22 protein-coding genes are annotated in these 21697 nt (G+C 43.2%); 17 read left to right on the forward strand and 5 right to left on the reverse strand.

The features are described from left to right. The first annotated feature begins 131 nt into the window (after positions 1 to 131). From PY364_RS26905 to PY364_RS26935, 7 genes are all read left to right on the forward strand, one after another. Positions 132 to 1061: a UDP-3-O-acyl-N-acetylglucosamine deacetylase gene (locus PY364_RS26905; protein WP_275570781.1), complete on the forward strand. Its 930-nt coding sequence runs from the start codon at positions 132 to 134 to the stop codon at positions 1059 to 1061. 78 nt (positions 1062 to 1139) lie between these two features. Further along, complete coding sequence (gene fabZ, locus PY364_RS26910; protein WP_275570782.1) at positions 1140 to 1658, forward strand: 3-hydroxyacyl-ACP dehydratase FabZ; 519 nt, start codon at positions 1140 to 1142, stop codon at positions 1656 to 1658. Positions 1659 to 1824: 166 nt separating this feature from the next. Beyond that, positions 1825 to 2637 carry an acyl-ACP--UDP-N-acetylglucosamine O-acyltransferase gene (lpxA, locus tag PY364_RS26915; protein ID WP_275570783.1) on the forward strand — a complete coding sequence of 271 codons (813 nt, stop codon included), beginning with the start codon at positions 1825 to 1827 and terminating at the stop codon, positions 2635 to 2637. Between the two features lie 71 nt (positions 2638 to 2708). Continuing rightward, the gene (lpxB, locus tag PY364_RS26920) at positions 2709 to 3881 is read left to right on the forward strand and encodes a lipid-A-disaccharide synthase (RefSeq protein ID WP_275570784.1); all 1173 of its coding nucleotides are present in this window, start codon (positions 2709 to 2711) and stop codon (positions 3879 to 3881) included. Positions 3882 to 3926: 45 nt separating this feature from the next. After that, positions 3927 to 5240 carry a DNA cytosine methyltransferase gene (locus tag PY364_RS26925; protein WP_275570785.1) on the forward strand — a complete coding sequence of 438 codons (1314 nt, stop codon included), beginning with the start codon at positions 3927 to 3929 and terminating at the stop codon, positions 5238 to 5240. Between the two features lie 147 nt (positions 5241 to 5387). Further along, complete coding sequence (locus tag PY364_RS26930; RefSeq protein ID WP_275570786.1) at positions 5388 to 5573, forward strand: hypothetical protein; 186 nt, start codon at positions 5388 to 5390, stop codon at positions 5571 to 5573. A 48-nt stretch (positions 5574 to 5621) separates the two neighbouring features. Continuing rightward, positions 5622 to 5981 (forward strand): DUF4087 domain-containing protein, encoded by a 360-nt coding sequence (locus tag PY364_RS26935; RefSeq protein WP_275570787.1) that lies wholly within the window; start codon positions 5622 to 5624, stop codon positions 5979 to 5981. A 103-nt stretch (positions 5982 to 6084) separates the two neighbouring features. On the opposite strand, the gene PY364_RS26940 is transcribed toward PY364_RS26935, so the two are convergent. Further along, positions 6085 to 8322 (reverse strand): tetratricopeptide repeat protein, encoded by a 2238-nt coding sequence (locus PY364_RS26940; protein ID WP_275570788.1) that lies wholly within the window; start codon positions 8320 to 8322, stop codon positions 6085 to 6087. Between the two features lie 179 nt (positions 8323 to 8501). Between PY364_RS26940 and PY364_RS26945 the strand changes: the two genes are divergently transcribed. The 8 genes from PY364_RS26945 (at position 8502) to PY364_RS26980 (ending at position 16489) form a co-directional block, all read left to right on the forward strand. Next, entirely contained in the window at positions 8502 to 8630 is a 129-nt protein-coding gene (locus PY364_RS26945; RefSeq protein ID WP_275570789.1) for a hypothetical protein, read from the forward strand. Between the two features lie 27 nt (positions 8631 to 8657). After that, positions 8658 to 9185 carry a hypothetical protein gene (locus PY364_RS26950; RefSeq protein ID WP_275570790.1) on the forward strand — a complete coding sequence of 176 codons (528 nt, stop codon included), beginning with the start codon at positions 8658 to 8660 and terminating at the stop codon, positions 9183 to 9185. Between the two features lie 230 nt (positions 9186 to 9415). Beyond that, a complete protein-coding gene (gene fbp / locus PY364_RS26955) occupies positions 9416 to 10480 on the forward strand; it encodes a class 1 fructose-bisphosphatase (protein ID WP_275570791.1) in 1065 nt (354 codons plus the stop codon). A gap of 82 nt (positions 10481 to 10562) precedes the next feature. After that, complete coding sequence (gene tal / locus PY364_RS26960) at positions 10563 to 11699, forward strand: transaldolase (protein ID WP_275570792.1); 1137 nt, start codon at positions 10563 to 10565, stop codon at positions 11697 to 11699. Between the two features lie 185 nt (positions 11700 to 11884). Beyond that, entirely contained in the window at positions 11885 to 12736 is an 852-nt protein-coding gene (locus PY364_RS26965) for a hypothetical protein (RefSeq protein WP_275570793.1), read from the forward strand. Next, positions 12737 to 14266, forward strand: a complete 1530-nt coding sequence (zwf, locus tag PY364_RS26970; protein WP_275570794.1) for a glucose-6-phosphate dehydrogenase — start codon at positions 12737 to 12739, stop codon at positions 14264 to 14266. Between the two features lie 84 nt (positions 14267 to 14350). Beyond that, entirely contained in the window at positions 14351 to 15730 is a 1380-nt protein-coding gene (opcA, locus tag PY364_RS26975; RefSeq protein ID WP_275570795.1) for a glucose-6-phosphate dehydrogenase assembly protein OpcA, read from the forward strand. A gap of 522 nt (positions 15731 to 16252) precedes the next feature. Next, a complete protein-coding gene (locus PY364_RS26980; RefSeq protein ID WP_275570796.1) occupies positions 16253 to 16489 on the forward strand; it encodes a DUF2283 domain-containing protein in 237 nt (78 codons plus the stop codon). Between the two features lie 349 nt (positions 16490 to 16838). Here the strand turns inward: PY364_RS26980 and PY364_RS26985 are convergent, their stop codons facing one another. The 4 genes from PY364_RS26985 to PY364_RS27000 all read right to left on the reverse strand — a co-directional run bounded on the left by PY364_RS26985 (position 16839) and on the right by PY364_RS27000 (position 18616). Then, on the reverse strand, positions 16839 to 17027 hold the full coding sequence (locus tag PY364_RS26985; RefSeq protein WP_275570797.1) for a CsbD family protein: 189 nt from the start codon (positions 17025 to 17027) through the stop codon (positions 16839 to 16841). A gap of 89 nt (positions 17028 to 17116) precedes the next feature. Next, on the reverse strand, positions 17117 to 17353 hold the full coding sequence (locus PY364_RS26990; protein ID WP_275570798.1) for a DUF167 domain-containing protein: 237 nt from the start codon (positions 17351 to 17353) through the stop codon (positions 17117 to 17119). 1 nt (position 17354) lies between these two features. Next, complete coding sequence (locus PY364_RS26995) at positions 17355 to 17789, reverse strand: dTDP-4-dehydrorhamnose 3,5-epimerase (protein WP_275570799.1); 435 nt, start codon at positions 17787 to 17789, stop codon at positions 17355 to 17357. 227 nt (positions 17790 to 18016) lie between these two features. Beyond that, a complete protein-coding gene (locus PY364_RS27000; RefSeq protein WP_275570800.1) occupies positions 18017 to 18616 on the reverse strand; it encodes a DJ-1/PfpI family protein in 600 nt (199 codons plus the stop codon). 154 nt (positions 18617 to 18770) lie between these two features. Between PY364_RS27000 and PY364_RS27005 the strand changes: the two genes are divergently transcribed. Both PY364_RS27005 and PY364_RS27010 read left to right on the forward strand, forming a co-directional pair. Beyond that, on the forward strand, positions 18771 to 19523 hold the full coding sequence (locus PY364_RS27005) for an FkbM family methyltransferase (protein WP_275570801.1): 753 nt from the start codon (positions 18771 to 18773) through the stop codon (positions 19521 to 19523). Positions 19524 to 19690: 167 nt separating this feature from the next. After that, positions 19691 to 21613 carry an ABC-F family ATP-binding cassette domain-containing protein gene (locus PY364_RS27010; protein ID WP_275570802.1) on the forward strand — a complete coding sequence of 641 codons (1923 nt, stop codon included), beginning with the start codon at positions 19691 to 19693 and terminating at the stop codon, positions 21611 to 21613. The last annotated feature ends 84 nt before the right edge of the window (positions 21614 to 21697 follow it).

Below are 21697 nucleotides of genomic sequence, written 5' to 3' on the forward strand. Positions count from 1 at the left end.
CTCTGGGCGGTTTCTTTACCGCCCAGAGGGCGGCGTTACAGATATTTTTGGGTAAGCAATTAGCAATTGGCAATTAGCAATTACCAATTACCAATTACCAATTACCAATTACCAATTACCAATTACCAATTATGTCTGTTGACAAACAGTACACTTTAGCAGACGAATTTCAAATGTCGGGGATTGGTCTACATAGCGGCGTGCAGGTGAGCGTCCGAGTTTTACCTGCGATCGCAGATGCAGGACGCTATTTTGTTCGCATTGACCTCCCCAGTTCTCCCATAATTCCAGCGCGACTAGAAACAGTAAGTCAAACCACTCTCTCAACTGAACTAAGCAACGGAAACGCGGCCGTCCGTACTGTAGAGCATCTATTGGCAGCTTTAACCGCTATGGGAGTTGACAACGCTCACATTGAAATCGACGGCCCCGAAGTCCCTTTGCTAGACGGTTCAGCCCAAAATTGGGTAGAGGCGATCGCTTCCGTCGGATTAGTCCCCGTTAGCGATCGGCAAACAGAAACCTCTTCCCAGTTAACAGTCAACAGCCAACAGTTAACAGTTAACAGTCAACAGTTAACAGTTAACAGTCAACAGTTAACAGTTAACAGTCAACAGTTAACAGTTAACAGCCCCATCTGGGTTCACCAAGGGGATGCCTTCGCCGCCGCCTTACCATCGCCGTCTACTCGTTTTAGCTATGGAATTGATTTTGATATCTCCGCGATCGGCAATCAATGGTACAGTTGGTCGCCAGAGGTAGAAAGTTTTGAAGAGGCGATCGCCCCCGCTCGCACCTTCGCCCTTGCCCATCAAATAGATCAACTACGGCAAGCAGGTTTAATCAAAGGTGGTAGCCTTGATAATGCCCTTGTCTGCGATCGCACTGGATGGCTCAATCCACCCTTAAGATTTCCAAATGAACCAGTCCGTCATAAAATTTTAGACTTAGTAGGGGATCTGAGTTTGTTGGGAACCTTGCCTCAAGCTCACTACCTGGCCTACAAAGCCAGCCACAACCTCCACGTCCAACTAGCCAAAGCTATCAGCTCTCAGCAATGAGCCGCGATATCAGTAACTTAAGAACGAAGGCGATCCCACTCTTCCTGTCCGGCAAACACTTCACTACTCCCCCAAGCAATGTCCACGCTGACTGACGCAAACACAACCACTGCCTCTACTGCCGAACCTGTCCACACCCAAAATGGTCAGGTAACTGCTACTAAACCGATTCTCACTGCTGAAGAAATTCATAAACTATTGCCCCACCGCTATCCCTTTGCATTGGTAGACAGGATAGTAGAATACGTACCGGGGGAACGGGCAGTTGGCATTAAAAATGTCACTTTTAACGAGCCACATTTTCAAGGGCATTTCCCCGGTCGTCCGATTATGCCTGGGGTGTTAATTGTGGAGGCAATGGCTCAAGTTGGCGGCGTGGTACTCTCTCAGTTACCCGACGTTGAGCAAGGATTATTTATGTTTGCCGGCATTGATAAAGTCCGGTTCCGCCGTCCCGTTGTACCAGGCGATCGCTTGGTAATGACTGTACAATTACTCTGTGTCAAACGCCGTCGCTTTGGTAAAGTCCAGGCTCGTGCTGAAGTTGACGGTCAACGAGTTTGTGAAGGAGAACTGATGTTCTCAATCGTTGATTAAATCTGTTAACAGTTAACCGTTAACCGTTAACTGGTAATTTTTAGCTCTTAATCGCCATTAGTCAACAGTCAACAGTCAACAATAAACAAAAAACAGTTAACAGTTAACAGTCAACAGTTAACAGTTAACAGTTAACAGTTAACAATAAACAGCTAAAAATTGACAAATGCCTACCCTGATTCACCCAACGGCTGTGATTCATCCCGCCGCTCAACTGCACCCCACTGTGCAGGTGGGAGCATATTCCGTAATTGGGGAAAGAGTTAAAATCGGCCAAGATACAACAATTGGCGCTCATGCGGTATTGGAAGGGCCGCTGGAAATAGGAGCTCGCAATCAAATCTTCCCAGGAACGGCTATCGGTTTGGAACCTCAAGATTTGAAATATGACGGCGCTCCAAGTTGGGTAAAAATTGGCGACGACAACCGAATTCGGGAGTATGTAACAATTAATCGCGCAACTCAAGCAGGTGAGTATACTGCGATCGGCAATGGCAATTTACTGATGGCTTACGTCCACGTAGCTCACAACTGCGCGATCGAAGATAATGTGGTGATTTCTAATTCTGTAAGTCTGGCAGGCCACGTTCACATTGAATCGCGGGCGGTTATTGGCGGAATGGTGGGGATTCACCAGTTCGCTCGGATTGGTAAAATGGCAATGGTCGGAGGAATGAGCCGGATCTCTCAAGATGTGCCGCCTTTTATGCTAGTAGAGGGGAATCCGGCAAGGGTGCGATCGCTTAACTCGGTCGGCATCAAACGTGCAGGTTTAACAGAGGCAGATTACCACATTTTGAAAAAGGTATTTCGCATTCTTTACCGTTCTGGAAATAGTCTCAATGAAGCTTTGGAGCAGTTCAGTTTATTGCCAGAAAATGAACATTTGCAACACTTGCAACACTTCTTCCAAGAATCTATTACCGTTGGCAGACGTGGCCCGACTCCGGGTATGAAAAAAAAGCATGAAGATGAATAAATAGTTAACTGTTAACGGTTAACTGTTAACTGTTAACGGTTAACTGTTAACCCTTATTTCTAAATAAATTAATGGCGCGGATATTTATTAGCACTGGCGAAGTTTCAGGGGATTTACAAGGGTCTTTGTTAACTCAAAGTCTCAAGCGCCAAGCTGCTGTAAATAACTTAGACTTAGAAATTGTCGGATTAGGTGGCTCGCGCATGGCTAATGCTGGCGCTAACATTTTAGGTGATACTGCGGGTATTGGCTCAGTCGGCATTTTAGAATCATTGCCCTACATTTTGCCAACTCTCCAACTTCAGCGCCAAGCTAAACAATACCTACAAATAAACCCGCCGGATTTAGTCGTATTAATTGACTACATGGGCCCCAATCTTAGTATTGGTAGTTATATCCGCCGTCGTTGGCCAAAGGTGCCAATTATCTGGTATATTGCACCTCAAGTTTGGGTTTGGTCTCCCCCTTGGCAGGATACGGCGCGAATTGTATCGATCGCAGACCAATTTCTGGCCATTTTCCAGGAGGAAGCGGATTATTTTCAAAGGCTAGGGGCCAATGTCTCTTGGGTTGGACATCCTTTGGCGGATCGGATGGAAAGTGCACCTAGTCGGGAAAGTGCCCGCGCTAGTTTGGGGATTGAGGAGGAAGAAGTGGCGATCGCACTGATTCCCGCTTCCCGACAGCAAGAAATTAAGTATCTAATGCCGGCAATATTTGAGGCTGCTCAAATTATCCAGAATAAACTACCTCAAGTTCATTTCTGGATTCCTTTATCTAGGGAAGCGCTTCGTCAGCCAATTCAACAGGCTATTGAGGATTATGGCTTGGAAGCGACCCTTTTAGATGGTCAAACTCTCGAAATTTTGGCGGCTGCTGACTTAGCGATCGCTAAATCTGGTACAGTTAATTTAGAAATAGCTTTACTTAACGTTCCTCAAATTGCTATCTATCGCGTCAACCCCATAACTTATTGGCTTGCCCGCAAAATTCTTAAGTTTTCTATCCCCTTTATGTCGCCGCCCAATTTGGTACTCCAAAAGGAAATTGTGCCAGAGTTACTGCAAGAACAAGCGACTGCTGAGAATATAGTATCTCAAGCAATGGAACTGCTTGTCAACCCTGAGAGACGGAGACAAATGCTAGCAGATTATCGGGAAATGAGAGAAAGTTTAGGAGGAGTGGGAGTCTGCGATCGCGCCGCTGATTCTATTCTTCAAATCCTAATTAATAGTCTTGGCTAAACAGCTAAATTATAATTTCTGTAATCGTTAATATTTAATCCACTAATGGTTGAAAATAATCCGCTTAAATATCGACCCATTGGCGTTGATTTTTTTTGCGGCGCAGGCGGTATGACTTTAGGGTTTGAACAAGCAGGTTTTGATGTACTAGCATCAATTGAAATTGACCCGATTCATTGTGCTACTCATCAATATAATTTTCCCTTTTGGACTGTATTTTGTCAGAGTATTATTGATATAACTGGAGCCGAAATCAGACAAAAATCAGCCATTGGCGATCAAGAAATTGATGTAGTTTTTGGGGGCCCGCCCTGTCAAGGTTTTTCATTAATTGGTAAACGTTCCCTCGAAGATCCTAGAAATTCGCTGGTTTTTGAATTTATCCGGTTAGTTATAGAATTGAATCCTAAGTATTTTGTAATAGAAAATGTGGGGGGTATGGCCATCGGACATCACAAAAATTTTATTGCCGAAATAATTAATGAATTTAGGGGAAATGGTTATCAAATAGAAGAAAATTATCAGATACTCAATGCTGCTGAATATGGAGTACCACAAAAACGCGAAAGATTATTTTTATTAGGATGTCGAAATGATTTGAATTTACCAACTTATCCCCAAGCATTTACTAAACCTGCAAGTAGAAAAGCCTCTCATTCTGAATTACCAGATAGTCCGAATGTGTGGGATGCTCTGCGAGATTTGCCGCAAGTGGAAAATTATATAGAATTGTTAGAAAAAGATTGGGTAGAAATTTCTGAGGACGATTACGGTAAAGCTAGTGATTATGGTAAAATACTTCGCGGTATTTCTTCAGTAGATAGCGATTACTCCTACAAAAGAATTTACAATAAAAGGCTATTAACATCAAGTTTAAGAACAAAACATAATGCGGAATCGAAAGAAAGATTTGCCTTCACTAAACCGGGAAAAGTGGAACCAATCAGCCGTTTTCACAAACTAGATTTTGATGGAGTTTGTAATACATTGAGAGCTGGAACTGCAAGTAATAGAGGTGCTTTCACTTCTCCTAGACCGATTCATCCATATACTCCGAGATGTATTACTGTTAGAGAAGCTGCACGGCTGCATTCTTATCCTGATTGGTTTAGATTTCATGTGACAAAATGGCATGGATTTAGACAAGTGGGAAACTCAGTTCCGCCACTTTTAGCAAAGGTAGTAGCATCAAAGATTGTTGAAGCTTTGAATGTGAATCCGGTTAAACCTACAGAGATCAAAGAGTTGGGAGATGAAAAATTACTGAGAATGGATATGTCTGAAGCTGCTTATTATTATGGTGTTGATCCGGGGGTGATAGAACGTAGAGTTAGGAAAATAGATGAGGTGGAAACATAAAAAATTGGGTGTTTTTCCCCAGAACAGAAACCGGGTTTCTTAATTTAATCTTGGGTAGGCCGCAAAAATTGTCGCAGAAACCCGGTTTCTTACGTAGATTTTGAGGTTGGTGAGGGTGCGGGGTGTAACTTCTGTGGATTTGGGGCAGTGGTGTTTTTTGACGAGTTGCAGGTAGATGTCGGCGGCGGGGTTATCGCGGTTATCGAATTTGCTGCTGTCGATGCAGAGGAGTTGCAGGGTTTGGTGGAGGTTGGTTTCGGTGAGTTGGGGCGTTGCTATGGCATGATTAAAATTAGCTCAGTATCGCGAGGGTTAGTAAATGATGACGTTTAATGATGTAGTTGGTCGCCTTGGGAGCAGTTTGAGAGGATGATTAGAGTTATGAAAAGAAGCTTACTTATACTGGCTATTATCTCATTTATTTCTGTCATAGCTTTGCCTGTTAAGGCTATAGAAACTAGGTGTGGATGGTTGGCAAATCCCACGCCGGCAAATTGGTATTTAAGAGACAGAGATGGTACTTGGCTTATTTCCAGCCAAGGGGGATATCAAGCCGGAGGAATGGATAATCTTCCTAGTGACGAAAAGGAATATGTTAAAACCAATGGTTATCACGGATATGGGTGTGCTTGTTTAAATGTGTCAACAGATAGTAATCGGATGAGGATTACCATGATTCAAGGTGGCGAAGCATTACCACTCTCGACTTGTCGCGAAGATCCAAATTTGCCAAAAGAATGAAATTAAAGCTATAAATCATGGGCGATCGCTACACCCGCTGGATGGCGATCGCGCTCCTATCTTCTTAGGAATAATTTTTTTATATTTAAACTAAAATTAACCACTATGGTATCTGCCACACCTTAACAGTTTTGTCATAACTTCCGCTTACCAGAGTTTTGCCATCTGGACTAAAAGCAACTGATTCAACGTATGATTGATGCCCAAAAAATACACGCATTTCCATACCAGTTTCTACATCCCACAGTCTAATAGTTTTGTCATCACTAGCACTAGCAAGAGTTTTACCATCAGGACTAAAAGCCAGCGCTGTTACATTGTCAGTATGACCAAAAATCTCATCAATTGGCTTTCCAGTTCGCCAATTCCAAATAATAATATTATTATCATCGCTACCACTAGCTAAAATTTGACTATCTGGGCTAAAGGTGAAAGCCCGTACACACTCTTTATGTCCTTCTAAAGTGCGAAATTCCTTTCCTTTTTTCCAATTCCATAACTTCACATTTTTGTCACATCCTCCACTAGCAATAACTTCATCAACTGGACTAAAGGCAAGAGATTTAATCTCGTTCGACTGTGCGGGAAATGTGAGTATATTTTTGCCTGTTTTCCAGTCCCATAATTTAATAGTTTTGTCATTTCCACTACTAGCTATAACTTCACCATCTCGACTGAAAGCAATAGATGTAACCTGATTGGAATGTTTCATTTGCTCAGTCTTAATTTCTTCCCCTGTCGTTATATCCCATACTTTCACAGTTGAGTCACTACTACCACTGGCAATAATTTTACCATTAGGATTAAAGGCAATTGACTGAATCGAATTATTTGTCAACGATGAAGGATGCGAAAAAGTTTTTAGTTCTTTTCCAGTTTTGATATCCCATAGTTTGATCGTTGAATCATCACTACCACTGGCTATAATCTTGCCATCAGGACTAATAGCTACTGCCTGAACTCCTGCCACTACGCCTGAATGATTCAAACTAAGCATAGGAATACATGATTGGTTGCTAATTTGGTTGTAGTTGGGATTAAGTTTGATTACTTGATTACATTTGTTAATCGCCTCTGGATATTTCCCGAAATTAGCTAATGCCACTGCCCAGTTATAATAAGCCTCAACGTAATTAGGTGAGCGTTTTGTAGCTTCTTTAAAATCATCAATCGCTTTTTGATATTGTTTCAAATTTAAGTAAGCTAAACCTCGTTTATAGTAAGCATCAGCACGATAATTTTCAGCATCTTGTTGCTTGCTTTCAATTGCTTTCGTAAAATCCTTGATTGCTGCTTTATATTCTCCTTTTTCTCCCAGTATAGAACCTCGCATAATAAAAGCAACGGGATAATCAAGATATTTAGATAATGCGCTGTTCAAATCTTTAATTGCATTCTGAACATCTCCACTGACTAGATATATCGGTGCCCTAGCTAAATAAGCATCGTAATATTCAGGATTGCGGTTAATTGCTTCAGTTAAATCATTAAAAGCTGATTGAAAGTCACCAAGCTTAATATAAACTAGCGCTCGTCCAACTAAAGGTTCTACATAACTATTTTGATTAGCAACAAATTTAGGAGTTGCTTTTAGCGCACTACTATAGTTATCTAAAGCAAAATGTTGAGATTTAAAAGCTTTTGCTTCTTCAATTATTGGCAGATTGATCTGATCATCTCCTAATTCTGAATAGGCGCGACCTCTGCTTGCAAATGCTTCAGCAAAATTATTATCTAATTTCAGAGCTTCGCTATAGTAAGATAATGCTTTTGAGTAATCACCTACTTTAGCCGCTTCTACTCCCTGATTAAACACTTTAACTGCCTCATATAATTCTTTATCTTGGCTAACATTAATTTGAATAAAGTTAAATTCTTTAATTGTTACAAAAAAATTAAATATTCCGAAAGAACTTCCAGTTAAATTTAATAGGCTAATCCCACCGATTAAAGAACTATATAAATTAACATTATCCAATAAAGAGTTATTAGTAGTATTTTTTCCTAAGAGAATATTGCCATTATTGTTCAAGTTAACATCTGGGAAAAAAGAACTACCAGAAGTTATAGTAGATATAAAAGTAGAGGCAATATTTTTTGAAGTCCTCAAGATATCTTTTACTTGTTTTAGGGATAAAATTTGATTTAGTGATGGTACTTCATCTGCCCAAGCTGATCTGATCGTAATTCCAGGGATAGCTATACCTGTAATAGCCAAAATAAATGTTAACAAAATGGTAAATACTAACTGGCAAATTCGATGTGTTTTGTTTACAACAAGAGTTTTCAGTTTTTGGGTCAAGTTAGCCAATAGCACAATCGCTACAGTAGTTAAATCCATATTGAGTCTCACATCCCTGGCGCTAATAAATATACCACTGCTCAGTTTAGCATGAACTTAGGCAAAATTTGTCTTTTTGCCCCCCTGCTCCCAAAATCTGGGAAGGAAGCTTTTTATGACCGGCAAAATTTGGTGGAACTGGAAAAGACCCTATATGGCAAATTGATGACAAAAACATTATGGGAGATTTGCAAGCTGTCCAATATAGCCCCACGCACGTTAGCATCTTACCAAGAGTTACAATGTCTCTGGAAAGGTACGAGACAGCATTAGCAAACACCCAAAATGATTGGGAAAGAGTTGATTAACCTCATATATCATAGGAGTCTATAACAATGGCGTGGATATTCAGTTTATCGGCAGAGTGTGGCTCCGATCAAAGCAATGTCAATAAATTTGCTCAACACTTTGAGGGAAGAGAATGGATACTCTCAAATGGTCGCCAATGCCTATGTCGCACAGACACTTTTCAAGATAGTTCACAAAATTGGTGGTGTCGCGTTTATCCCAATAATATTAGTGAACTAGGAATAGACAGCCCAGAAAGTGCTTACGTAATGACAGAGTTAGGGATTTTATTCTATCAAACTCTCCGGTTTGCTCCTTCGTTTCGTTATGCTTTGGTGGGTGTTGAAGTTGATGAATTTAGAACCTATAGTGAACTTATGGAAGATTTGCCTAATTTATCTCTTCCCGGATTAGTTTTAGCCAAAGAACTTACTCATGGACTAGAAATATTACCACTTTTCCGAACCTTTAGTTCTAGTTATATTTGGCAACCCTACGAGGGGGAAATCTATAATCCATTAATGTCATCCCCAGACTTAAAAAATAAGCTGAATGAGCTTCTAGCAGTAAGTTGAATTTAATTCCTTCTCCCATCGCCCATCACCCATACCGCAAAAACCCAACAGCGCCCCGAACACCCACTGGGGGCCAGGGAACAACCTCGGATCTAAAGTTACCCTAAAGTTCAGCCACCTTTTAGAAAAGCATTCCTAATATAGAAGTTAGAGAGAATCCGCTCTTAAGAGCAGAGCTCAAGCCTGCTTACCCAAACTGAGAGCTACTAGACAGGGAGGATATCAAAATTATGGTGAACGCACAGAAAGGGGAAACCCACCTGGGTGCGAGCGAACAGGTAGAATCCTTAGACCGCGAATGCACAACTCTATCGCGTCACGTCTTAGAGCAACTTCACAGCTTCTCAGCAGACGCTCAGGATCTTAGCGCTCTGATGAATAGAATTGCCCTCGCCGGTAAACTCATCGCCCGCAGACTCAGCAGAGCTGGATTGATGGAAGATGCCTTGGGGTTTACTGGAGCGGTGAATGTTCAAGGAGAATCCGTCAAAAAGATGGATCTTTATGCCAACGAGGTATTTATCTCGGTATTCAAGCAAAGCGGCCTAGTCTGTCGCCTAGCTTCCGAGGAAATGGAAAAACCTTATTACATTCCCGAAAATTGTCCCCTGGGACGCTACAGCCTACTTTACGATCCCCTCGATGGCTCATCCAACCTTGACATTAATTTGAATGTCGGTTCTATTTTCTCCATCCGTCAGCAAGAAGGAAGCGATGAAGATGGATTAGCCCTCGATTTGCTGCAAGAGGGGCGAAAACAGATTGCTGCGGGCTATGTCCTCTACGGCCCCAGCACGATGCTAGTTTATTCTATCGGTAAGGGAGTTCACTCGTTTACCCTTGACCCTAGTTTGGGGGAGTTTATTTTATCGAGCGAAAATATCCAGGTTCCAGATCACGGCCCGATTTACAGCGTAAATGAAGGCAATTTTTGGCAGTGGGAGGAATCAATTCGGGATTACATTCGCTACGTACATCGTCACGAAGGTTATACGGCCCGCTACGGTGGAGCTTTGGTGGGCGATTTTCACCGAATTTTGCTGCAAGGTGGCGTGTTTTTGTATCCTGGAACTGTCAAGAAACCGGAGGGTAAATTACGCTTGCTGTACGAATCGGCTCCTTTAGCTTTTTTGATCGAGCAAGCAGGTGGACTGGCAAGTACGGGAACTGAGGACATTATGGATGTGGTGCCGACAAAACTGCACGAGCGCACCCCCTTGATTATCGGCAGCAAAGAAGATGTAGAGCTGGTTAAGTCGTTTATTAAAGAGCACTTGCGCTCTGAAAACCATTGACTAAGTAATGGTTAACAGTTAACAGTTAACCGTTAACTGTTAACTGTTAACTGTTAACAATTAACAAATTAGGAGTGAAACAATGAATCATCTGTTAGAAATTGAAGAACTCGGTCAAAGCATTTGGATGGACAACTTGACTCGCAATCTGATTGAGTCAGGGGAACTCAAAGAAATGATTGAGAGCCGGGGGTTGCGGGGGATTACTTCTAATCCAGCGATTTTTGAGAAGGCGATCGCAGGTAATGCGATCTACGATGCTGATATCGAAGCAGGCATCCGCGCCAAGAAATCGGTGCTGGAAATTTACGAGTCTCTGGTGTTTGAGGATATCCGTCACGCTTGCGACATCTTCGGCCCAGTTTATCAAAAGTCAAAGAGTTTAGATGGTTACATCAGCATTGAAGTGCCACCAACGATCGCCAATGATACAGAAAGTACAATCAGCGAAGCTCTACGGTATTATCAGGCGATCGGCAAAGAGAATGTGATGATTAAAATTCCCGGAACCACAGAAGGCTTACCGGCGGTGGAACGAGTAATTGGTGAAGGCATCAATGTCAACGTGACGCTGCTGTTTTCGGTGGAAAGCTATGTTAATAGCGCTTGGGCTTACATTCGGGGTTTGGAAGCTTTTGCCGCCAAAGGTGGAGATGTCAGCAAGGTTTCCTCCGTTGCGAGTTTCTTCCTGAGTCGAATTGATAGCAACATTGATGCTCAGATTGACCAGAAACTCAAAGGTGTAACCGATATCTCGCTCAAAGCCAAGCTGGAGGCGGTAAAGGGGAAAATCGCGATCGCCAATGCCAAAATCGCTTACCAGAAATATAAAGAGATTATTGCGAGCGATCGCTGGCAAGCCTTAGCAGCCAAAGGCGCAAAAGTGCAAAGGTTATTGTGGGCATCCACTGGAACTAAAAATCCAGCTTACAGCGATGTCATGTATGTAGATGAATTAGTGGGGCCCGAAACCGTCAACACCTTACCACCGGCCACCATTGAAGCCTGTTTCGATCATTGCGATGTTGCACCTCGGATCGAGAGTAACGTTCAGGAAGCTTACAACGTGGTTGAAAGTCTCACAGATCCCGACATCAACATCAACCTTGACCAAGTAATGACAGACTTACTCCTAGATGGCATTGACAAATTCGTGCAACCCTTCCAATCCCTGATGAAATCCTTGGAAGATAAGGTGCAACGGTTGGCCGCCGTTTAGTTTTGGGAACTGTAATCGCTGAGGCAGAAGCATTCAGGAGTCAGGATAGAAAATAGTAAGAGATACCAAACTCACCACCATTACCCCTTTAACTCTCTTCCTCTAGCCCCTAGTCCCTAGCCCCTAGCCCCTAGCTATAACTCCTGACTTCTGAATTTTATCGCTCTCTTTGCTGAGGAATTGTCATGTTTACGAACCATGCTGTACCTGAAACCGAGTATGCCGATACCGAACTTAATACCGAAGAACGGGTAAGGCTTCAAGAATTAGAATCCGTTGTAGAACAAGGGCTTCAGACCTTTTACGAGGTTGGGGTAGCCCTGGATGAGATTCGGGAAAATAAACTCTACCGGGAAACCCACAAAACTTTTGAGGCTTATTGTCGGGAGAAGTGGGCTATAGCCAGACGGACAGCCGATCAATTTATTGCTGCGGCGCGGGTAATAGAAAATTTGAGCGCCAATGGCGCTCAAAATCCTACCAGTGAACGTCAAGTCCGTCCGCTGACGGGACTGCCCCCAGAACTACAACGGTCAATTTGGCAAGAGGCTGTGGAGTCGTCACGCAATGGCATCCCTAGTGGTGCAGCCGTTCAGCGTCTCGTTGAAGAGCGCGTCGGTTCAGAAAAGACGGGACGGGGTTCTAAAACTACTTCAGAATTAGATCAGTTACGCTCCGAGAATCAACGGCTTAAGGATCAAATCAAGCACCAGAACATAGAAAGGGATCGCCGTTCGGCTGCGGTTGCTTTGGAATTGGAGAAGTTGCGCTCTGAAAATCGGCAGCTAAAAGCTGAACTCCGACAACGGGATCTTGATTGGGAAGTTCGCCTAGCTTCTGAGAGGGTGAAAATTAGGGAGGAAGTCAAAGCTGAACTTACTGAGCAAATTCGGGCTGAAGTCAAGGCTGAATACGAGGGACAAATTAACGATCTTAAGTCTCAAGTCAATTCTCTAACCCAACAACTCGCAGAAATGACCGCCAATTATCAGGCCGTCTTAGCAAGACTAGAAGCTATTGAAGGAGCAAAAAAGTAGATGGTAACGCTATTAGAAAATCCCCTGCGGGTAGGCCTACGCCAAGAACGAATGCCCGATCCCCAAATTCTGGTAATCTTCGGAGCTTCTGGAGACTTGACGCAGCGTAAACTGGTACCGGCGATTTATCAAATGAAACGCGATCGCCGAATGCCCCCCGAAATTACTGTAGTCGGTGTCGCTCGTCGTCCTTGGAGTCACGACTATTTCCGCGAACAAATGCGAGAAGGCATTGAGGAATTTGGCGGCGGTATCGGCCCTGAAGACTTCTGGAAAGACTTCGCTCAAGGCTTGTACTACTTTCCCGGCGACATTGATAACCCCGAAAGTTATGAAAAATTAAAAGTTTTCCTAGCTGAACTCGACGAAAAGAGGCGGACGCGGGGCAATCGCGTCTTCTACCTCTCCGTTTCTCCCAACTTTTTCCCAGAAGCAATTAGACAATTGGGATCGGCGGGAATGTTAAGCGACCCCAGTAAGCAGCGTCTAGTTATCGAAAAACCCTTCGGTCGAGACTTAAGTTCCGCCAAAGCCCTCAACCGAGTAGTGCAGAATGTTTGCACCGAACAGCAAGTCTATCGGATCGACCACTACTTAGGTAAAGAAACCGTTCAGAACTTAATGGTTTTCCGGTTTGCCAACGCCATTTTTGAGCCACTGTGGAACCGCCATTATGTTGACCACGTACAAATCACGGTGGCGGAAACTGTAGGCGTAGAAGACCGGGCCGGTTACTACGAATCAGCGGGTGCTTTGCGAGATATGTTGCAAAACCACTTGATGCAAATTTTCTGTCTAACAGCGATGGAACCCCCAAATTCCCTAGATGCTGATAGTATCCGCACCGAAAAGCTGAAGGTACTCCAAGCAAGCCGCTTAGCTGATGTGAATAACCTAGAGTTTTCAGCAGTTCGGGGTCAATATTCTGCTGGCTGGATGAAGGGTAAACCTGTCCCCGGTTATCGGGAGGAACCAGGGGTAAATCCCAACTCTGGGACACCTACCTACGTGGCGATGAAGTTTATGGTCGATAACTGGCGGTGGCAAGGTGTTCCTTTCTACCTACGAACTGGGAAGCGATTGCCGAAGAAAATCAGCGAAATTGCGATCCAGTTTCGGGAAGTACCGCTGTTAATCTTTCAGTCGGCGGCGCAGCAAGCTAGTCCCAACGTACTAACAATGCGGGTTTACCCCAATGAGGGAATTTCGCTACGCTTTGAGGGTAAAAGACCGGGGCCAGATTTGCGGACGCGCACAGTGGATATGGATTTTAGCTACGGTTCTTCGTTTGGGGTGACTTCTTCCGACGCTTACGACAGATTGTTGGTGGATTGTATGCTGGGAGACCAAACTTTGTTCACCCGTGCTGATGAAGTAGAGGAAGCTTGGCGTTTGGTAACACCGGCACTTACGGCTTGGGAGTCTCCCACTGACCCATCTCTCGTTCCCCAATACGAGGCGGGTACTTGGGAGCCGACGGAAGCAGAACAGCTAATTAATAGAGATGGCCGCCGGTGGCGCAGAGTCTAGAAATGGCTAATTGTTAACAGTTAACAGTTAACTGTTAACTGTTAACTAATTAGCAATTAGTAAGTAAATAAGGATGCAAAACCTATGACAATGACACCGATTAAAGCTCCTCCAATTGTTTCACTGCAAGCGCCTAAAGATGTTTCTATCGATCAGATAGAGGCAGAACTGAGCCAGATTTGGGAAAGTTACAGAGAAACTGGAGATAATGGTGATTTTCCTGTTGCTACTAGGGCAACAACCTTTACTTTTGTGGTTTATGAACCCGAAGAAACTCAGCAGTTATTAGCTGCTTTGGGGTTTTACTCAGGGCCGATTGATGGAATTACTGGCCCCCTAACTGCGTCTGGAGTCAGGGCGGCTCAAAAGGCTTACGGAATGCCGAGAACTGGCAAAACTAACGCAGAATTGCTCGACAGGCTGCGGGAAGAATTTACTAAGAAAACCTTAAATGAGGGCTTGCAAGATGGATCTGTGGCTGCTAGCAGTAGTTTAAATGCGAGTGGGACGGGTATAGCAGATGCGATCGCGGCGGCTAATCCCTGTCGGATTATTGCCCTGTGCCCGACTGCGGGGGAAGATCGCGGCGTTACTGCTCAAGTCTCGGCTTATTGTCCCGTTCACAAGCGCAGTAGCAGTACCTTAATTTGCTGCGAATATATAACGCTCCGGGGTGCGGAGGCGGCTTTGGAACGGGCAAGTGCTATTGTTTCGGCTCTGATGATTGAGGATTTGCCGAAGTTCCTCTGGTGGAAGGCGACACCGGATGCGGATCTGGCTTTGTTCCAGCGGCTAGCTGCTGCTAGCAGTTCGGTGATTGTAGATTCTAGTTGCTTTGCCGATCCAGAAACAGAATTACTGGAAATGCAAAACCTCAAAGACCAGGGAATTCCCATTGCTGACCTCAATTGGCGTAGGCTGTCTCCCTGGCAAGAGTTGACGGCTGAGGCTTTTGATCCGCCGGAACGTCGCGCTGCTATTGAGGAAATTGATCTGGTGACGATTGATTATGAAAAGGGAAATTCTAGTCAAGCGCTGATGTTTTTGGGCTGGTTGGCTTCTCGCTTGCAGTGGCATCCGCTTTCTTCTCAGCAAGAAGATGGCGACTACCAAATTAAGCGGATTAAATTCGCAGGGCCCCAAGGTCGGCAGATAGAGGCGGAGTTGGCCGCTATTCCTACTGCTGATACGGGTGATATCCAGGGTGATTTAATTGCTCTGCGTTTGGGCTCTACGAATGAGAAGGCTGACTGCGGTACGGTGCTTTGCTCGGAAACGGGGGGGTGTATGCGGATGGAGTCTCACGGCGGAGCTCAGACTGGCCGGATTAATCAGGTCACGCCGCTATTTGACCAGCAGACGGAGCAGTTACTTTCTCAGCATTTACAGCGCTGGGGTCGGGATATGCTTTACGAGGAAGGTTTGGCGGTTACGGCTCAGATTCTTAAATTGGGTAATGGTTAACCGTTAACTGTTAACTGTTATAGCAACCGCCAAGGCGGTTAAGCCCTATACTGAAAGTATCTCTTAATCTTGCTCCGGCTGTGCCGGAGCGAAACCCATGCCCAAGCCCTACAGTTACGACCTCCGTCAAAAAGCGATCCAATCCATCAAGCTTGATGGCTTAAAGATTTGGCAATAAAATGGGTTCTTCCGTACTTAGTATGCTAAAGTATCAGTCAAAACCGCTAAAAGCCATGTATAGCATTGATTAAAGGCAATTTTTGTTTGATAAAAGTGAAAATGGCTCTCGAAATCCTTATAGGATGGTACGCAAGCATTTTGAGCTTTGAACTCAATAAATTAGCATACTAAGTACGGAAGAACCAAAAATGGTAGGTATAAATATCAAGCTACTTTTCAGTATAATGATGATTGGCAGGGTAAGTTCTACTCTCTGAAGAAAGTAGCACCGATTGTTGCCGAGACTGATACTGAGTTAGTCGTTATCACAGTGTATACTTTTTATTTTTGAGGTAAAAGTTTATGAAGATTAGTTATGATTCCGAAGTTGATGCTCTCTACATTAGACTTTTAGAAGGCAAGCATCAGTGTCGTAGTTTGTCCCCCTACTCTCCTGATTTTAATCCGATTAAATTATGGTGGTCTCAGCTTAAATCTTTGTTGCGACAGTTTTCCCCAACCACCACTAAATTGGTTGACACTATAATTGCTGTGGCTCTTGACTTAATGAATCCTCAACATTTAAAAAATTCTGCTTAATCTGGGCTTATTTCTTACTTCTTTAATCCGGAGAGTGACAGAAGAGGGATAACTGTTAACTATGAAAGTTGGTGGGGATGTTGTTAATTTAAGTCTCGATAAAAAAAGTCCAGCAAACTCTTTGTTTGCTGGATTTAGTAGGCAGGAAACTTTCGGGTAAGAGTCTAGAATAGTTGCCAAGTAATATTTTTATCTGTTGAGAAAAACCAATCATTGTCGCAGATTAGAACTAAGCAACTTTGCAGTTATTTTGTTGTTGATATCTGCATTTGTGGCTACAACTGCTTCGCTCTGACAATCTCTACTAGATAAAACACTGCTACCAAATATTTATTACTTAAGCAAGGATCTAGGCTCTATCGATAATATCTTTGGCTTTTTCTTTGAGGTCTTCTTTCAGGTGCATTACTGCTGCTTCATCCTGCTTGGCTTGACCTTCTAATTTATCTTTCTGGCTGCCCGTGACATCGCTAATGGCTTCTTGTACTTTGCCTTCAATATTCTTGGCAATTGCCTCAGCTCTATTCTCAACACTCATAACGGGTTCCTAAAACTTTATAAATTCTAGCCTAAGAGGTTATAAGTTAGTTTCCCTCCCCCTTTAGATAGATTTGCTTGTGTTTCCCACTATTCCAAAAGGGGAAGAGGTAGTTCTACAAGCTTATTTTTAGATGACAAACCTGACTTGATAGTGACTTGAGATTTCGCCACGTCAAATTTTTTAGCCAATAACTTGATTAATTCTTCATTGGCTTTGCCATCAATGGGGGGAGATTTGAGAGATACTTTAAAGCTGCCATCGGGTTCTTGGTGAATATTTTGTTGTTTCGAGTTGGGTTTGACTTTGATTTTCAAAATAGCCATATTATGCCGCACAGGTAAAATGGTCAAACATGGCTTGAGCTGCTGCTATGTCGTAAGGAAATGGTGGTTTCATGGGGCGATAATCGCGATAGTCGGCTTTTCCATGACGTAAAACTGCGTTGACAAGTAAACAAGGTTCGCTGGTAAAGCTTAATGCTCCATGAGGGACTCCGGGGGGAATTGTGACAAGTGCGGGAATGCGATCGCTCAGAGGAATATAGCGATATTTCCGGTTCTGCAATACGACTAACACAAAATTACCGCGCACGACAAGGAGTTGGTCTGTTTGAAAGTGGTGAACGAATAAGTCGTCGCGTGCATGAGCGGGAATTTGCACTAACATCGTTTCATTGCTGGACTGGGGTGTATAAAATTCAGCCATTCCCGATTTGATTGATTCTAAAACTCGGATTTCAACCTGCTTGATCAGACTCATGCGAAGTTCTCCTGAGATTAGATGAGTGGTTCTACATCTAAATTATAATTTAAAGATTTTTAAATGATTGTTATATCTATGACAATCTAAAGATAATTCATGGTATAGTAAGAGTGCTGACTTAGGAGTTGAACCGCCTGGGGTCGAGCGTCCAGACGGAGTTATGAAATTCTAAAATCGGGGTATGAATGGGAATGCTTTCAGTGGGTTAGGCTAAGGCATTAAACTTACACGGCTACCCTTTCTGCGTGTTCGATCCGCGTCCCCAAAACCTTTAGAAATTCAGCCAACCAATGAGGATGGGCTGGCCAGGCGGGGGCTGTGACGAGATTGCCATCAACGACGGCCTCGGTGACAGGAACTTCAGTATATTTCCCACCGGCCCGGAGGACATCGGGACTGCAAGCGGGGTAAGCTGTACAGCGTTTACCTTCGAGAACGCCGGCGGCGGCTAAGACTTGTAATCCGTGACAGATGGATGCGATCGGTTTGTTATTATTCGCAAAGTAGCGGGTAATTTGCAGCACTTTATCGTTAAGGCGGATATATTCGGGGGCGCGACCTCCGGGTATGATTAAAGCATCGTAGTCAGAGGCATTGATGTCTTCAAAATTGGCGTTTAATGTGAAGTTGTGACCGGGTTTTTCGCTATAAGTTTGGTCGCCTTCAAAGTCGTGGATAGCGGTGCGAATAGTTTGGCCTGCGGTTTTACCGGGACAAACTGCGTGGACTGCGTGGCCGACCATTTGCAGTGCTTGGAAAGGAACCATTACTTCGTAGTCTTCTACGTAGTCGCCGACTAGCATTAAGATTTTCTTTGCGGTCATGTTTGTGACTCCTGTTTGTTTGATTAAGTTAAGGGTATTGAGGATTAGTATTGAGACTAGAGTAGCATTACTCAGTATTCTTGGCGATAGGATATAATTAATGAATAAAACCATTGCGGTATAAGTCTTCTTCTTTCTTCCTTAAATAATTCTGATGAAAAAACAAACCGTTAGGAAGCTACTCCAAAAGAATAATCCGGTAGTTTTAGAAATTGGGGCATCTACCGGCGAAGATAGCATAGCTTTCCTTCGAGAATTTGCCCAGATTCAATTATATTGTTTTGAACCCGATCCTCGCTGCCTAGAAGTACATAAAAGTCAAGTGAAAGATCCCCGATGCAAATTATATGAAATCGCGATATCAGATGTAGATGGAGAAGCAGAATTTTATCAGAGCAGTGGTTCCTATGAAGGGTTTAATGAATATTCAGAGTGGCTGCAATCCTCTTCGCTGAAAACACCAAAAAATCATTTAGAAGTGCATCCTTGGTGTAAGTTTGAAAATAAAGTTATAGTGCCAACGCGCAGGTTAGATAGTTGGTTTGAAGAAAATCCTATCGATGAAATTGACTTGATTTGGGCTGACGTACAAGGTGCGGAGGAAAACTTGATTAAAGGAGCATTTAAAACCTTGTCTTATACCAAATATTTTTATACAGAGTATGAAGATGACGAACTTTATGAGGGACAAATCACGCTTGAACAGATAAATGCTTTACTCCCAAACTTTAAAGCGATTGGCTATTTCGGGAACAACGTATTATTTAAAAATACTGAAATACCAGCTTCAGCTTTTAATAATGCCGACCAAACAGTTTGGCAAATTTGGGAGCTTTTCCCGCCGAAAGTCTGGCTGCAATTTCTTAAAAGAAGGCTCAAGTCAAGAGCTAAATCCCTCCACAATTAATTTATTTTATTTAGTAGTCTGAGAAGTGCCTTCCAACCTTGGTTTTCCAAAGATTTCCAAAGCCTTGATATGTCAAGCTCGACTCACTTTTGCACCTTGCCTGACTCAATCCTACATTCCGAGCCAATACAGCGTTAAACTAGATAACTGGTAGATACCCTGTACTTATGACACTCTTTACACTGCGATCGCTCAACAAAGACTTCGGCATCAAAGAAATCCTCAAAGATGCCAGCTTTAGCCTCGATGAAGGCGATAAAGTCGGCCTGATTGGCACAAACGGCTCCGGGAAATCCACATTACTGAAAATGATAGCTGGATTAGAACCCATTGATAGCGGCGAAATCTGGGTAAATTCCGGTGCAAAAATTGCCTACTTACCTCAACAGCCAGATTTAGATGAAAACCATACTGTATTAGAACAAATTTTTGCAGATAGCGGCGAAAAAATGGCTATTGTCCGCGAATATGAAGAAATTTCTGATAAATTAACTCATGGACATGGCGACACGGAAAAACTCATGGCGCGTCTTTCCATCGTTTTTCAACGCATGGAAGAACTCGGCGCTTTAGAACTAGAAACTGATGCTAAACTCATTCTTAGTAAATTAGGAATTGATGATTTTGAAGCCAAAATTAGTGACCTTTCTGGCGGCTATCGCAAGCGAATTGCCCTCGCAACGGCTCTCTTATCAGAACCCGATGTCTTACTAATGGATGAACCCACAAACCACCTTGATGCACTCTCCGTTGAGTGGTTGCAAAACTATTTAAATCGTTACCGAGGTGCATTATTACTAATCACTCACGATCGCTACTTTTTGGATCGGGTAACTAATCGGATTTTAGAAATAGATCGCGGAGATCTTTATGCTTACTCTGGTAACTATGCTTACTACTTAGAAAAAAAAGCCGCAGCGGAGGAATCAGCAAGTAGTACCCAGCGTAAATATAAAGGCGTATTGCGGCGAGAATTGGAATGGTTGAAAAAAGGGCCAAAAGCTCGGAGTACCAAGCAAAAAGCCCGGATCGATCGCGTTCAGGAAATGCAAGAACAGGAGTTCAAAAAAGCTCAGGGAAAAGTTGATATTTCTACTGCGGGCCGTCGTATTGGCAAGAAAGTTGTTGAGCTTACAAATATCTGCAAAGGCTACAACGATCGCACTCTAATTAAAGACTTTACTTACAATTTTACTCCAGAAGATCGCATTGGTGTTATTGGCAGTAATGGTGCGGGCAAATCTACTCTGATGGACATTATTACCGGACGGGTAAAGCCAGATTCTGGTACGGTAGAAATTGGTTCTACTATCCATATTGGGTATTTCGATCAGCACTCAGACGATCTACTAATGAATGAAGATCAACGAGTAATTGAATATCTGAAAAGTGTGGCAGAATTGGTGACAACAGCAGATGGTAGTATTATTACTGCTTCGCAAATGTTAGAGCGATTTTTGTTTGAACCTAATCAACAATATGCGCCGATTCATAAACTTTCTGGTGGTGAAAGGCGGCGGTTGTTTCTATTACGGGTGTTAATGAGTGCGCCGAATTTGTTGATTTTAGATGAACCCACAAATGATTTAGATGTGCAAACCTTGGCGGTACTAGAAGACTATCTGGAAGATTTCAATGGTTGTGTAATTGTAGTATCCCACGATCGCTATTTTCTTGACCGCACAATTGACATGGTTTTCGCTTTTGAACCGGGGGGAACTCTGCGCTTATATCCTGGGAATTATTCAATCTACTTAGATTATAAAAAGCAGGAAGAAGAAGCTGAAGCTAAACTTTTAGCATCTCAAGTTAAAGACTCAAAGCAAAAAGCAGAAGCCTCTGTTTCTACATCGACTATAACTGCTAAAACTGGCAAACTTTCTTTTAAGGAAAAGCGTGAATATGAGAAACTAGAGATAGAAATTCCCCAGATGGAGGCTGAAAAAGCAGAAATTGAGAAGGTACTTTATCAAAATCCCCCTGGTGGTTTCACAGAGGTACAGAAACTTTCCGATCGTTTAGCAGAATTAACCCATGCGATTGAGATTGGTACTGAACGTTGGTTAGAATTGGCGGAACGGGTAAGTTAGGGTTATTTTATAATTGCTAATTGCTAATTGCTAATTGAGGTACGGTTTACGTAACGCCGCCATCTTGGCGGTAAAGTCACCGCC

The sequence above is a fragment of the Kamptonema sp. UHCC 0994 genome, assembly GCF_029167235.1.
GTDB lineage: Bacteria > Cyanobacteriota > Cyanobacteriia > Cyanobacteriales > Microcoleaceae > Kamptonema.